The 13,922-nt window shown below is 29.3% G+C and carries 16 protein-coding genes and 1 pseudogene; all 17 read right to left on the bottom strand.

Annotated features, from left to right (window positions below; genetic code table 11):
- Positions 1-2 precede the first annotated feature (2 nt).
- Positions 3-112 (bottom strand): annotated as a pseudogene (locus tag GOQ29_RS14650) (IS607 family transposase); the annotation flags it as partial.
- Positions 113-147: 35 nt separating this feature from the next.
- Positions 148-339, bottom strand: coding sequence for a PH domain-containing protein (locus GOQ29_RS15060; protein WP_350446004.1), 192 nt, complete (start codon positions 337-339; stop codon positions 148-150).
- A 57-nt stretch (positions 340-396) separates the two neighbouring features.
- A complete protein-coding gene (locus GOQ29_RS08975; protein ID WP_203372312.1) occupies positions 397-1,209 on the bottom strand; it encodes a metal ABC transporter permease in 813 nt (270 codons plus the stop codon).
- Positions 1,190-1,957 (bottom strand): metal ABC transporter ATP-binding protein, encoded by a 768-nt coding sequence (locus GOQ29_RS08980; RefSeq protein ID WP_203372313.1) that lies wholly within the window; start codon positions 1,955-1,957, stop codon positions 1,190-1,192. Before GOQ29_RS08980 ends, GOQ29_RS08975 begins: the two co-directional genes overlap by 20 nt.
- A gap of 10 nt (positions 1,958-1,967) precedes the next feature.
- Positions 1,968-2,909, bottom strand: coding sequence for a metal ABC transporter solute-binding protein, Zn/Mn family (locus tag GOQ29_RS08985; protein ID WP_203372314.1), 942 nt, complete (start codon positions 2,907-2,909; stop codon positions 1,968-1,970).
- A 211-nt stretch (positions 2,910-3,120) separates the two neighbouring features.
- Positions 3,121-5,277, bottom strand: a complete 2,157-nt coding sequence (locus GOQ29_RS08990) for a Tex family protein (protein WP_203372315.1) — start codon at positions 5,275-5,277, stop codon at positions 3,121-3,123.
- 80 nt (positions 5,278-5,357) lie between these two features.
- Complete coding sequence (locus GOQ29_RS08995; RefSeq protein ID WP_203372316.1) at positions 5,358-6,020, bottom strand: HAD family hydrolase; 663 nt, start codon at positions 6,018-6,020, stop codon at positions 5,358-5,360.
- Between the two features lie 11 nt (positions 6,021-6,031).
- Positions 6,032-6,958 carry a 1-phosphofructokinase gene (gene pfkB, locus GOQ29_RS09000; protein ID WP_203372317.1) on the bottom strand — a complete coding sequence of 309 codons (927 nt, stop codon included), beginning with the start codon at positions 6,956-6,958 and terminating at the stop codon, positions 6,032-6,034.
- Between the two features lie 8 nt (positions 6,959-6,966).
- Complete coding sequence (locus GOQ29_RS09005) at positions 6,967-7,821, bottom strand: tagatose bisphosphate family class II aldolase (RefSeq protein ID WP_203372318.1); 855 nt, start codon at positions 7,819-7,821, stop codon at positions 6,967-6,969.
- 170 nt (positions 7,822-7,991) lie between these two features.
- The gene (locus GOQ29_RS09010) at positions 7,992-9,413 is read right to left on the bottom strand and encodes a PTS galactitol transporter subunit IIC (protein WP_350446003.1); all 1,422 of its coding nucleotides are present in this window, start codon (positions 9,411-9,413) and stop codon (positions 7,992-7,994) included.
- A 36-nt stretch (positions 9,414-9,449) separates the two neighbouring features.
- The gene (locus tag GOQ29_RS09015) at positions 9,450-9,752 is read right to left on the bottom strand and encodes a PTS sugar transporter subunit IIB (protein WP_203372319.1); all 303 of its coding nucleotides are present in this window, start codon (positions 9,750-9,752) and stop codon (positions 9,450-9,452) included.
- A gap of 17 nt (positions 9,753-9,769) precedes the next feature.
- A complete protein-coding gene (locus tag GOQ29_RS09020) occupies positions 9,770-10,240 on the bottom strand; it encodes a PTS sugar transporter subunit IIA (protein ID WP_203372320.1) in 471 nt (156 codons plus the stop codon).
- Between the two features lie 58 nt (positions 10,241-10,298).
- Positions 10,299-10,814: a galactose-6-phosphate isomerase subunit LacB gene (lacB, locus tag GOQ29_RS09025; protein ID WP_203372321.1), complete on the bottom strand. Its 516-nt coding sequence runs from the start codon at positions 10,812-10,814 to the stop codon at positions 10,299-10,301.
- Positions 10,815-10,827: 13 nt separating this feature from the next.
- Entirely contained in the window at positions 10,828-11,256 is a 429-nt protein-coding gene (gene lacA / locus GOQ29_RS09030; protein WP_203372322.1) for a galactose-6-phosphate isomerase subunit LacA, read from the bottom strand.
- A gap of 23 nt (positions 11,257-11,279) precedes the next feature.
- Positions 11,280-12,038 (bottom strand): DeoR/GlpR family DNA-binding transcription regulator, encoded by a 759-nt coding sequence (locus tag GOQ29_RS09035; RefSeq protein ID WP_203372323.1) that lies wholly within the window; start codon positions 12,036-12,038, stop codon positions 11,280-11,282.
- Between the two features lie 257 nt (positions 12,039-12,295).
- Positions 12,296-13,465, bottom strand: coding sequence for an N-acetylglucosamine-6-phosphate deacetylase (gene nagA, locus GOQ29_RS09040; protein ID WP_203372324.1), 1,170 nt, complete (start codon positions 13,463-13,465; stop codon positions 12,296-12,298).
- A gap of 9 nt (positions 13,466-13,474) precedes the next feature.
- The gene (gene agaF / locus GOQ29_RS09045; protein WP_203372325.1) at positions 13,475-13,903 is read right to left on the bottom strand and encodes a PTS galactosamine/N-acetylgalactosamine transporter subunit IIA; all 429 of its coding nucleotides are present in this window, start codon (positions 13,901-13,903) and stop codon (positions 13,475-13,477) included.
- Between the last annotated feature and the right edge of the window lie 19 nt (positions 13,904-13,922).

The following is a 13,922-nucleotide window of genomic DNA, read 5'->3' on the forward strand; positions in this document are numbered from 1 at the left end:
TTTTAATCATTTTTCTTTAACTCCTTTAAAACTTTTTTAGCTTTATTAGCTCTTTCCCTTGAAGTCTACAACTAAAAACAGTAACTATTTGGATTAAATCTTCAACCAACTCCTATTCTTCCCGTTTCAATGCTAAAATGAGTAATTTTAGTATAGATATTCGGTCTTCTTTCCTGTTACTCCCTGCTTATCTACCAATATCAATCTCTTATTAGTAAATAGAAACATGTCCCTTATTAGTTTATATGCTTTTTCCACACGCTCATTTGGTGCTAAAATATCATCATATTTCTCTTGTATCTTTTCTGAATTAGTTTCTGAATCCCTCCTAAAATATATCTACGTTTATTTCCTCAATCAATAATATAATCTATGTATAATTATAATACTATTTCATCAATTATCAAATATTCTTCCCTTTAAAAATGCTAGTATAAAATAAGTCGTTGCAGATAATAAAATTATTGTTGCTCCTGATGCTATATTAAATGCATAGGATAAAAATAATCCTAAAATAGTAAATACAATACCTAATATACTAGATATTATCATCATATTCTTTAAATCATAAGTAAATAATTTAGCAATAGATGGAGGAATAGTAAGTAACGCTATGACCAGAATAATACCTACTACTCTAAGTAATACAACTATAGTCAATGCAATCATAATAAAAAGAAATTTTTCTAAAAATCTAGTAGGTATTCCTAATACCTCAGAAAATTCTTCATCAAATAAATATAACTTCCAATAATTAAATAATATTATTATTGATGATAATACTACTATATTAGCAATAATCATCATATTTAATGATAAATTAGAAACAGTTAATATATCCCCAAATAAATATGAAGTCATATCCGGTGGGTATCCTGGCATTAAAGATACAAAAAATATCCCTAGTGACATTCCTACAGACCAAAATATTCCCACTATAGCATCAGAATTTGTTCTAGCTATTCTATTTATAGTTGATATAGATAAAGCAGCCAATACTGAAAATCCAAATGCTCCTAATATAGGTTCAAATCCTAACAGATATCCTAGTCCTATCCCACCAAATGAGGTATGAGCTATTCCTCCACTCATCATAACTAATTTTTTCTCTACTATTATAGTACCTATTATTCCACATACAATACTAGCAAGTATTGCCGCTATAAATGCATTTTTAAAAAAATCATACTTAAAGGCTTCTATTATCATCTTCATCCTCCTCATGAACTCTCAATACCCTATGGGGAGTAGGTCCATGGGCTACTAATTCCACAGGACAACCATATACTTTTTCTAAAGTATTTTTATTTAATTTAGTATCATCCCCATGATAATGAAGATGTTTATTCAAACAAGCTACAGTATCAATATAAGAGTTTATAACTCCCATATCATGACTTACCACAATAATAGTCTTATCTTTATTTAGTTTCTTCAACAAATTATATATATCTGTTTTAGCATTAGCATCAAGACTAGCAGTAGGTTCATCTAATATCATTATTTCTGGTTCTACCATTAATGCTCTAGCTATTAAAACCTTTTGTAATTGCCCTCCTGAAAGCTGTGATATCTGTCTATCTTTAAAATCCAATATTTCTAAAGAATCCATTATATCCTCTGCTTTTCTTATCTGATCCTTTTTAAATTTATGAAGAAATTTAATCTTTCCATCTAAGGCACCTAAAAGTATAACATCTAATACACTAATGGGAAATCCCCTATCAAAATTACTAAATTGGGGAACGTACCCTATTGGTCTTTTATTATTAACCTTTAATTCCCCTTTAGTAGGCTTTATAAGCCCTAATAAAACCTTTAGTAAAGTGGTCTTTCCTCCACCATTAGGACCTATTATTCCTAGAAACTCTCCCTTATTCACATTTAAATTTATATTTTCTAAAACTCGGACATGCCCATAATCTACACATAAGTCCTTCACTTTTATAATAGCCATAGATTTCCTCCTACTGAAGTACTTCCTCAAATTTTCCTGCTATTTCCTTCATACTATTTATATAATCTTCTGATAATACATCTATACTTATAGCTGCCCCATCAATTTCCTTAGATATAGTATCAGCTTGGGACTTATCAAATTCCTCTTGATAAAAAACAAATTTTATATCCTCTTTTTTGGCAAAATCTATTACTTCCTTTAATTTCTTAGCAGATGCTTCCTTTCCAGACTCCTCTATTGCTACCATTTCCAATCCATAATCATCGGCAAAGTAACCCATAGAAGGGTGGTATATTATAAAGGACTGTTTATTTGATCCTTCAAGACTTTCCTTTATCTCTTCATCTAGCTGGTCTAATTCAGCTAAATACTCCTCAGCATTATCGCGATAAAATTCCTCATTATCAGGATCTAAATCCATAAGCTCATCCTTTATAATTTCTACAATTTCCTTTACTCTTTTAGGAGACATCCATATATGGGGATCCATCCCCTCATGGTCATGGTCTTCGTTTTCGCCATGACTGTGTTCCTCATCTTCACCATGACTGTGTTCTTCCTCTTCATCAAAATATCTAGCAGGATAAACTTCTGATACTAAATCTGATACATTTACAACTTTCATATTCTTATTATAATCATCTAATTGAGGTAATATATTATTTGATTCTGCAGGAACCTCCACAGAAAAATAAATATCAGCATCACTTAACTGAGTCATCTGTTTAGGTGTAGGCTGATAATTGGCAGGACTGTTTCCTGGAGGTATCATAGTTACTACTTCAATTTTATCTCCAGCAATTTCCTTTACAAAACTTTCTACAGGTGGTATTGTAACACCTACTGTTAATTTATTTTGTTCATCCTTTTGAGCTTCTTCACCATCACTACATGCAGTAAATAATACTATTAAAGTTATTAACATTATTATTAAAATACTCTTTTTCATAAAAAAACCTCCTCTTGCAAATCATTTGCAATAAATTTGATAATAATATTTTATCATAAAAATTACCAATGTCAATATTTCAGTATCTCTATATTTTCAATTATAATATTAAAATATACACTCATTTCTCTCATGAATATACTATTATTGAATTCTTACCAAAATCAATTATAATTAGACGTAAAAAGAAGGGCATTTTAGCCCTTCCCCCTTACATTCCCTTCATTGTAAGAGATATTCTTCCTTTATCAATATCCACATCCATTATCTTAACTTTAACTTGATCTCCTACTGATACTACATCCATAGGACTTTTAATATATTTATCACTTAATTGAGATATATGAACTAATCCATCCTGTTTTACTCCAATGTCTACAAAAGCACCAAAATCTACAACATTTCTAACAGTACCTCCCAGTATCATATCAGCTTTTAAATCCTCCATCTTAAGAACATCTGACCTAAATACTGGTTTAGGCATATCCTCCCTAGGATCCCTTCCCGGTTTCTTTATCTCTGAAATAATATCTTTCAATGTAGGAACTCCTACTTCTAACTTTTCTGCCAAATCCTCTATTAAACCATATTCTGCTATTTTAGAATCTATATCCTTAAGTTTCCCATTTTCTATATCTTCCTTGGTATAACTTAATTTATCTATTAATTTCATAGTTATCTTATAGGATTCAGGATGAACAGAAGTATTATCTAAAGGGTTATCCCCCCCTGCTATTCTTAAAAATCCTGCACATTGTTCAAAGGTCTTTCCTCCTAACCTCTTAACCTTTTTTATTTCCTTCCTATTCTTAAATCTTCCTATTTCTTCCCTGTATTTCACAATATTTTTAGATACCGCTGGTGATAATCCCGCTACATAATTTAATAAAGATGGTGAAGCAGTATTTAAATCTACTCCTACTGTATTTACACAATTCTCCACAACATCTTTTAAAGATTCTCCTAATTTACCTTGATTTAAATCATGTTGGTACTGTCCTACACCTATATGCTTAGGATCAATCTTTACTAATTCAGCTAATGGGTCTTGAAGTCTTCGTCCAATACTTATAGCTCCCCTTATTGATACATTAACATCAGGATACTCCTCTGTACCTAATTTTGATGCCGAATATACTGAAGCTCCCGCTTCACTTACTATTGTATAATGAACTTCCCTGTCTATTTCCTTTATCATATCAGAAACTATAAGTTCTGTTTCCCTTGAAGCAGTACCATTTCCAATAGGAATAATATCTATATCATATTTTTTGATTATATCTTTCATTACTTTTTTTGACTCCTCTACCTTATTTTGAGGTTCGTTAGGATATATAGTAGTATAGTCTAATAATTTTCCTGTTTCATCTAATACTGCAATCTTACAGCCCGTTCTAAAACTAGGATCAATAGCCATTACCCTAACTCCTGAAACTGGAGGTATCATAAGTAATGGTTTTGTATTCTTTGCAAATACCTTTATAGCTTCCTCCTCTGCCCTTTCAGTTAAATAACTTCTTATCTCCCTCTCAATAGCTGGGTATATCAGTCTCTTATAAGAATCTTCGATAGCTTCTTCTATAATATTTTTAAATATTGAATTTTTATTAGTAATTACATTTCTATTTATATAATCTAATAAAATATCTTCATCACTTATTATACTTATCTTTAATATTCCTTCCTTTTCCCCTCTATTTATTGCTAATATTCTATGATTTGGCATATTCTTTATGTTTTCATTATAATCATAGTACATCTCATATACTGATTTTTCTTCTTTATCATTAACTTGAGACCTTATTAAACCTTTATTATATACTACACTTCTAATGTATTTTCTAAAATCTGCATTATCTGAAACTATCTCAGCTATTATATCCTTCGATCCATCTATAGCATCCTCTACTGTAGGAATTTCTTTATCTTCATCAATATAATCTTTAGCTATATCATCTATATTTCCTTCTTCTATTTCTTGTTCTAATATAATATTGGCTAAAGGTTCCAATCCTTTTTCCTTTGCCTTTGTAGCTCTAGTTCTTCTCTTCTTTTTATAAGGTCTATATAAATCCTCAACTCTTTGTAATACTTCTGCTTCCAATATTTCTTTCTCTAATTCTTCTGTTAACTTTTCCTGTTCATCTATTAATCTTATAACTTCTTCTTTTCTATTTTCAAGATTTCTCAAATATGTAAGTCTTTCATCTAAACCTCTCAATAATTCATCAGAAAGTCCACCAGTCATTTCTTTCCTATACCTAGCAATAAAAGGGATAGTATTCCCCTCATCTATTAAATTCAATGTATTTTGAACCTGATTTTCTTTTATATCAAACTCTTTAGCTAATTTCAAAACTATATCCATATACATACCCCCTAAAAAACTTATGTTATTATTATACATTTTTATTTAATTTTAAACAAATAAATATGGACTAGTAATTACTAGTCCATATTTATAACTTTATTTAAATTTTCTCGGTTGAAATGATCTATTACTATATCTGCTCTATCTAAACTTTGAAATTCACTTTCTCTATTATTAAATCCTACACATTTCATTCCAGCACTTTTTGCAGCTTTTACTCCATTCTGTGAATCCTCTATCACTAGGCAATCTTTAGGATTTAATTCTAATTTTTCTGCCGCCTTTAAAAAAATGTCAGGGGCTGGCTTCCCATTTTCTACGGTATTACCATCTACATATCCTATCATATAATTATCCAAATTAAATTTATCGTATATAAGTTTAATGACTTTATCATGGTTGGAGGAAGCTATTATCATCTTGACTTTCTTTTCTTTAAAATACTTTAACCATTCCTCTAATCCATCCATAAGAGTTAATTCTTCATTATCCTTCATATTCTTATAGAATGAATCCATCTGCTTTTCATACATATCTTTTGAAGTATGCTTATGCTCTAGATTAAATCTTTTTAATATATCTCCCCAAACTTCTCTCATATTAACACCGACATATGATTCAATCTCTTCATCATTAAAACATATATCGTGATCTTTAAAAAACTTTTTGTCTATTTCCATATACATTGGTTCACTGTCTATTATTACTCCATCCATATCAAAAATTATCCCCTTAAACATATCAACCCTCCTTATATCTTTATTACTTGTATATCTTCAACTAATTTCTTCATCACTTCAAAATCAATATATCCTGTTTCTTTTTCCATTGCATTAGCCATACCACATCCATTAGCTATTTTAAAAACTTCATTTATATCTAAGCCTTTAGCTAAACCATAAGCAAAACCTGCTACTGAACTATCACCAGAGCCTACTGGATTTTTCACTTTTATTTCAGGAATATTTACTTTGAAGTTACCTTCCTCACCAATAAAATACATACCCATACTTCCTAAAGATATAGCTACATTTCTAGCACCTAATTCTAAAACTTTATTTCCTGCCCTTATAATATCTTCTTCATCCTTTAGTTTAAATCCTGCTATATTTTCTATTTCTTTCTTATTAGGCTTCACTAGATAAGGAGAAAATTTTAAATTGTCCAAAAGAACTTTATTGCTAGTATCCAGGATAGTTTTTACTCCCTCTTTATTTCCTACTTCTATCAATTTCCCATATATATTATTTTCCACACCTAAAGGTAAACTACCAGATATGGTTATAACATCTAAACTAGAAATATTTCTTTTAAATTCTATCAATAATTTATCAATAGACTCATTATCTATTTGAGGTCCTTTTTCCAACACTTCAATATTATTTCCTTCTTTATCCATTATATTAAGACAAGTTCTAGTAGAACCTTCAATTTCAACAAAATGAGAATTTATGCCTAATTTTTGAATCTCATTAGATATAAAAATTCCTTCACTACCCCCTAAAAATCCAAAAGCCAACACTTCTTCTCCAAATAATCTCAACACTCTACTTACATTTAATCCCTTTCCACCAGCTGTAGCAGAATAATCAGAAGTTCTCTCAACTATATTTAAATCTAATTTTTCAATAAGATATCTTCTATCTACTGCAGGATTTAGAGTAACAGTTCCTATCATAATATCACCTAAGCCTTATCATTGCTATTACATAAAAGTATTTTATCTCTTACTACTTCCTTCATCTTTTCTTTACCAGGAGTTAAATACTTTCTTGGATCATTAGCCTCGGGATTATTTTTAAAGTGGTTCTTTACGCCTTCAGAAAAAGCTATCTTGAGTTCTGTAGCTACATTTACCTTACATATTCCTAATTCAATAGTTCTTCTTACAATTTCATCGGGAACTCCTGAAGCTCCATGCAATACTAATGGTACATCTACTTTCTCTTTTATCTTTTCTAATCTATCATAATCTATCTTAGGTTCACTTTTATATAATCCGTGAGCAGTTCCAATAGCTACAGCTAAAGAATCTATTCCTGTTCTCTTTACAAAATCATTAGCTAAGTTTGGATCTGTCATCTGAGAGTCTTTTTCACCAACTACAATATCATCTTCTTGTCCTACTAATTTACCTAATTCTGCTTCTACAGATACATCATATCTCTTAGCAAATTTAACTACTTCTTTAACCTTCTTTATATTTTCTTCATAGGGTAATGCTGATGCATCTATCATAACAGATTTAGCTCCTAATAATATAGCACTTTTAATAGCTTCCACATCTTCATGATGATCTAAATGAAATATAATAGGAACCTCCGCTATTTCTGCTGCTACCTTCATAATATTAATCAAATACTTTTCTCCTGCAAATTTTATTGTTCCTGGAGTTGCAGCTAATATAACAGGAGATTTCATTTCATTTGCTGTTTCTACTACTACTTGGGTTGTTTCTAAATTATGAATATTGAATGCAGGTACTGCATAATTCCTCTTTTGAGCGTCTAATAATACATTTTTACTGGATATTATAAACATACTATCTCTCCTCTATTTTTTATTTTTATATATAATTTCTACATATTTGTATTCCTATATATTACTTTGAAATTTATCAAAGGAAAAAGTAAAGAACCAAGAAGCATATACACTCTTTTATATTCTTTACTTTTACCCTGAAATCATTCCATAATGAATATTTTTAATTTTTAAATGGTTTGTTTTTGCTTACTCATTTCATATTTTTTATTACGTTCTTTCATTTCTTTAATATACCAAACAAATAACCCAATATAAACTACTAATGATCCTAAAGCTTTCAAAATTGAATCTAAACTAAAACTTTTTCCAGCTTTACCAACTAATATAGCAATAAATTTTTCAACTGGTCCTTCTAACGTTGAATGAGTAATCAATGTTCCCTCTGCGATCCCTTCAGGAAGAGCACCAACTGACTGTGCTGTTTCTGTTACAAAAGGTGCAATTGCAGTGCCTGACCATAAAAATACAGGTAACATAATTATTCCAATTAATATCATTCGTAGTATTTTACCTCTACAAACTACAAGTAATGCTGGAGTTAAACCAATCGCTATAATGCCACCTAAAGGAAGTATTTTACTACCCGGAAGGAATAAAGCTATAATAAGCATAATTGGTGCTAAAACATTAGCTGCTGCCCACATTTCTGGACGTGCTGCAACAAATGGCCAATCAATACCAATGTTAAAAGTTCGTCCCTTTAATTTCTTACTCATGAAATCAGTAATTCCTTGAGATATAGGTTCCATAGAAGCAATAAACCATGTACCCACAGTTGAAAAAAGTTCAAGTGAAACACCACCAATAAACCCAAGAGTAAATATACCAGAAACTGGTTGTCGTCCAAGTATTCCAACAAAAACTCCTAAATAAATACCTATTGCAAATTTACTTCCCCAAAATCCTATTTTTTCATTTAACCAAGCAGCATCAAAATCATACTTGTCTAGGGAAGGAAAGAGTTTATCAATAATCTTATCAAATAACATTATTAATGGATTTAACAAAAAATTCATATGTGTTGTCGTCGTTGGATTATGTTCTGGCATATCAAGTAAATCATTAAAAGTAGGTTTCATTATATCTGCATTTATGAATTTCATAACCCCTAATAAAATAACCAATAATGTAGCTATTAAAAGACTATCTGAATAATATATTACAAGTAATCCCACTATAGAAAGATGCCAAAAATTAAATATATCAATATCTAAAGTATCTGTCTTATTCATTATAAGTAAAACAAGATTTACTATAACAAGTATTAATAAAAAGAATAAGGTATATGCCGAACCCCATGTAATTGTAGCAAGTGGAGCCCATCCAACATCTGTAATTGTTAATTCAATACCTGTTGATTTAACAAAATCTTGAAGTGCAGGAGCAAAATTTCCTGTAAGTATATTAATAACCGCTCCTATACCTGTTAGAGCTATTGCTAATTTTAAACCACCTTCTAATGCTTTACTTACTTTTACTTTCATCAATATTGCTAACAATGATAGTAAAATAAACATCATTGGTGCTGCACCTAAATCAATTAAAGGTTGAAAAATTGTATTAGCAAAATCAATAATTAAATTTAACACCTTTATCACTCCCCTTTTTCAATTTAATAAAATTATTTATTTATTTAAATCTCTAATAATATTTTCCAATTCATCATAAACAGGATCTGCCATTGCTGGTATACGATATAAAATTGGTCCTGCTTCTACTACTGGTATATCAATTTTAAAACTAAATTTCATCTTTGAAATAGGAGTAAATATATCATATTTATTCATTATTTCTTGTGTTATATCTTTAACAACTATAGTATCTACACTTACATCATATTTTCTCTTTTTCATTTCATTTTCAATAGCTGTTTTTATTTGATGACTCGAATTAATTCCAGCTCCACACGCAGCTAAAATTTTAATCATAATCAACCACTCCCCATTTAAATATTTTTTATTAAAAATTCATAAATATCACTTTCTGAATTAAGTTTATCTAAATGTTCTATCTTTTCTTTTTCTGTTATAAAACTCATTAATCGAGATAACACATTACTCTGTTTTGTTTTTTCATCATTAATAATAAAAAACAAATAATTAACTTTCAACTCTTTATCTGGTTCAATCATGTTATTAAAAACTATTGAATTGTTCAATTTCACAACTACAACTAACTTTGATTTACAGTATTCTGTCTCTGTATGTGGTATCGCTACGTTTGGCAAACCATTTCCTACTGGAGAAAGATCTAATCCAGTGGGAAAATTCTTTTCTCTTTCAATAATAGCTTCCTTAAATTCTTCAGTGACAAGCCCCCTTTCTAATAAAATATTATAAATTTCTTCAAAAATTTCTTCTTGTGTATTTTTATCACTTATATAAACTAAATCTTTTTTAAATAAAGATTGCAACATATTTAAATATTCCACCTCCTATATAAAAAATATTTATTTTAATTCTTTAATTTAATTATTAATCATGGTATTCTCCACAATCCCATTTTTTAAGAAACTCATCAAAATAATCATCATCATTGACTTGACCTACATGCCCATTAAGAGAGTTTATTTTTTGTATTATTTTCTCATTTTCTTTTGTTGATTTATATTCTGTTCCAAGAAATACATCTATAATATTTTCTATAAGACCAATACCTAAAATACGTCCACCGAAAGCAACTATATTTGCATTTAGATTTTCTTTTGCATATCTAGCAGTTTCTACGTCACCAACTAGTGCTGCACGAACACCATCTACTTTATTAGCACTTGTAGAAATACCAACACCTGTTCCACAAATAGTTATCCCTAAATCAGCTTCACCAGACGCAACTTTGTCCGCTGTTTTTTTACCATAAATAGGATAATGTGTCCGTATCTTATCATATGTTCCATTGTCAATAACTTTATGTCCCTTACTTTCTAAATAATCAATTAAATGATTTTTAATTTCAGTGACAATATGATCACAACCAATTGAAATTATCATTTTAGTTCACTCCTTACCATAATTTATTCAACATATCTACTCGAATTTGATGTCTTCCTCCATCATATTCTGAAGCTAAAAATATCTCTGCTATTTTTTCTGCTAATCTTACTCCAACTATTCCTGAACCAATAGTAATCATAGTAGAATTATTATGTCTTCTAGTCATTTTAGCAGAATGTTCATCAAATACATTTGCACAAATAATTCCTTTATGCTTATTGGCAACAATAAATGATCCAACACCATATTCATCAATAACAATACCTCTATCAACTTTTTTTTCTTGAATTGCCTTTGCTATCTTACAAGTTACATCAAAAAAATCTAATTCTTTTTCTAATGTCATATCTTGTATTTCATAACCAAGACTATTAAGATATTCCTTAATATGTTCTTTTAACTCATAACCTTTTAGATCACTTCCAATAGCTACTTTCATTTTTAATCCTCCTACTTTAATATTTATTTAATAATCTTAACTTTCCCATCATAAAATTCTTCAACTTGACTAGAAAGTTTATCATCAGTAATAATCGCTGTAATTTCACTAATATTACATAATACTTGAAAAGCTTCTATTCCAAATTTAGTACTATCCGCTAATACATAGTTTTCATGAGAATTATTTAAAATAACTTGTTGAACTACGCCTTCTTCCTCTTCAGCTGTCGTAATATTTTCATCTTTAATTCCATTTGTTCCAATAAAAACTTTTTGAACTTTAATATCTTTTATCCATTTTTGTGTAAAATATCCAACAAAAGTTCCTGTTCGTTCTCTAAGCTTACCTCCAGTTAAAATAAGATCAAATTTTGAATCACTTTTGAAACGATTAAATATTGAAATTGAATTTGTAATAATCTTAGCTGAACCAACATTGATATAATCATACATATATTCTGTTGTAGTTCCAGCACCAATAAATACAACATCATTATCATTAATTAATTCAGCAGCCTTTTTAGCTACATATTTCTTTTCAGATATGTTTAATAATTTTTTTTGTCTATGAGACAACTCTATATATTCGCTTTTTATATTTTTCTTTTTCTTAGCTCCACCATGAATTCTTTCTATTTCTCCTTCTGCTTCCAATTCCTTAAAATCACGTCTAATAGTCATTTCAGCCACTTTTAATATATTAGATGCATCAGATACTTTCAAAAAATTTGTTTCATCAATTAATTGAAGAATACGTTTTTGCCTATCTTTTTTTAACATATTTAACTCCTCACATGTTTATTTATGTTCTTAAATGTTCTAATTGTTCTATAATGTTATTATAGTTTACATCAATATTTTAGTCAAGTATTTTTTATTGTCTTCCAATATTTTCTGTAACTATTAACTCTTGTATTTATCAATAGTCTAAAACTTTTGTTAAATAAACTTTCTTATACAATAAAAAATACACATATAAAAAATCGAGAATTGAATCCTCGATTTTTACTATTTTACACATTATCATTAGAAATATTTTATTTCTTATTACTTCCTTCATTTTTTCTATATACAATTTTTCCATTGACTATAGTCATATAAATATTTAAATCATCATCTATCACTGTTAAATTGGCTCTTTTACCTTCTCTTATGCTACCTATATTTCTATCTATTCCTAAAGCTTTAGCTGGTATTATTGTAGCTAATTTTAATCCCTCAAATAAATCTATATCACAAGCATTCATGATATTCTTTATTCCATTTTTAAGTTTAAGAGTACTTCCAGCTAAAGATCCTGATTCTGTCCTAGCTATGGAATCTTTTACATTAACTTTTAATTCTCCTAATTGGTATTCACCATCATCAAGGCCTCCTGCCATCATGCAATCGGTTATAAGATATAATTTATCTTTTCCTTTTAATTTGTATAAAATCCTCATAACTGCAGGGTTTACATGGATATTGTCTGATATTAATTCTCCATATATCTTATCTGAATCCATAATAGCACCTACTACTCCCGGCTCTCTATGATGAAGCCCTCTCATCCCATTAAAAGTATGAACTCCAATACTTGCCCCCTTTTCAATAGCATCCATAGTTTCATCATAGGTAGCATTGGTATGACCTATTGAGGTTTTAATTCCTCTATTTTTTAAATACTCTACTATTTCTAAAGAATTCTCCTTCTCAGGAGCTATAGTCACTACCTTTATCGTATCTTCACTAGAATCTATTAATTTTTTTATTTCATTTAAACTTACCTTTCTCATAAATTCTACTGGATGAGCCCCTTTATATTCTTCAGTAAGGTAAGGTCCCTCTAAATATGAGCCTAATACTTCTGCTCCTTCAAGTCCTTTTTCCATGGACTCCTTCACATTTACTAATGCCTTTTTTACCTTATCCAAAGGAGCAGTTAGAGTTGTAGCTAAAAATGAAGTAACTCCATTCTTAGAAAGATATAAAGACATATTATTTAATGCCTCATAATTTCCATCCATTACATCATATCCATCCGCCCCATGAATATGCAGATCTACTAGTCCTGGTATTATATTTAAATCTCCTAATTCTATAATTTCTAAGTCTTCACTTTTATTTTTTTCAACTCTTTCAATCTTTCCATCCTTTATTAATAAATAATAATCATTTAATATTTCATCTTCTACATATATCTCTTTAGATTTCAAATAATATTTCATATTATCACCCTATATTCCTTCATCAATATTTTCTTTTTTATCTCTATTTTTTCTCAATTCGAAGGATTTAATTTGATTCTTACCTGTTTCCATTGCTCTTTCCTTTAATTCTTCTATATTTGAACCATCTCTATCAAACAATATTTCCATGATCATAGGCACATTACTTCCTGATATTACTTCACAGCCTTCTCTCTCCATGGAAATCTCTACTGCCGTCTTAAATGGAGAACCTCCTGGGATGTCTGTAAAAAATAAACATTCTTCTTCATTAATTTTATCCAATTCTTTAATCATTTTTTCCTTTAAATCTTCTGTAGAATCTCCTTCTAAAAAATCTACAACTTCTAAATTTTCTTGTTCTCCGGCTACAAGCTTAATCACAGAATACATACCTGATGCAAAATTTCCATGTCCTGCTATAATTATTCCTGTCATACATATACCTCCAGTTATC

Source organism: Anaeromonas gelatinilytica (assembly GCF_016820635.1).
Taxonomy (GTDB): domain Bacteria; phylum Bacillota; class Clostridia; order Tissierellales; family SIT17; genus Anaeromonas; species Anaeromonas gelatinilytica.

Coding starts and splice junctions, on each gene's coding strand:
- GOQ29_RS09020 (WP_203372320.1), bottom strand. CDS start 10,240: ATGTTGCAATCTTTATTTAAAAAAGATTTAGTTTATATAAGTGATAAA.
- GOQ29_RS09015 (WP_203372319.1), bottom strand. CDS start 9,752: ATGATTAAAATTTTAGCTGCGTGTGGAGCTGGAATTAATTCGAGTCAT.
- GOQ29_RS09005 (WP_203372318.1), bottom strand. CDS start 7,821: ATGTTTATAATATCCAGTAAAAATGTATTATTAGACGCTCAAAAGAGG.
- lacA (WP_203372322.1), bottom strand. CDS start 11,256: ATGAAAGTAGCTATTGGAAGTGATCTAAAAGGTTATGAGTTAAAAGAA.
- agaF (WP_203372325.1), bottom strand. CDS start 13,903: ATGACAGGAATAATTATAGCAGGACATGGAAATTTTGCATCAGGTATG.
- GOQ29_RS08990 (WP_203372315.1), bottom strand. CDS start 5,277: ATGGATATAGTTTTGAAATTAGCTAAAGAGTTTGATATAAAAGAAAAT.
- nagA (WP_203372324.1), bottom strand. CDS start 13,465: ATGAAATATTATTTGAAATCTAAAGAGATATATGTAGAAGATGAAATA.
- GOQ29_RS08980 (WP_203372313.1), bottom strand. CDS start 1,957: ATGGCTATTATAAAAGTGAAGGACTTATGTGTAGATTATGGGCATGTC.
- GOQ29_RS09035 (WP_203372323.1), bottom strand. CDS start 12,038: ATGTTAAAAAAAGATAGGCAAAAACGTATTCTTCAATTAATTGATGAA.
- lacB (WP_203372321.1), bottom strand. CDS start 10,814: ATGATAATTTCAATTGGTTGTGATCATATTGTCACTGAAATTAAAAAT.
- pfkB (WP_203372317.1), bottom strand. CDS start 6,958: ATGATAGGAACTGTTACTCTAAATCCTGCAGTAGATAGAAGATATCTT.
- GOQ29_RS08975 (WP_203372312.1), bottom strand. CDS start 1,209: ATGATAATAGAAGCCTTTAAGTATGATTTTTTTAAAAATGCATTTATA.
- GOQ29_RS08995 (WP_203372316.1), bottom strand. CDS start 6,020: ATGTTTAAGGGGATAATTTTTGATATGGATGGAGTAATAATAGACAGT.
- GOQ29_RS08985 (WP_203372314.1), bottom strand. CDS start 2,909: ATGAAAAAGAGTATTTTAATAATAATGTTAATAACTTTAATAGTATTA.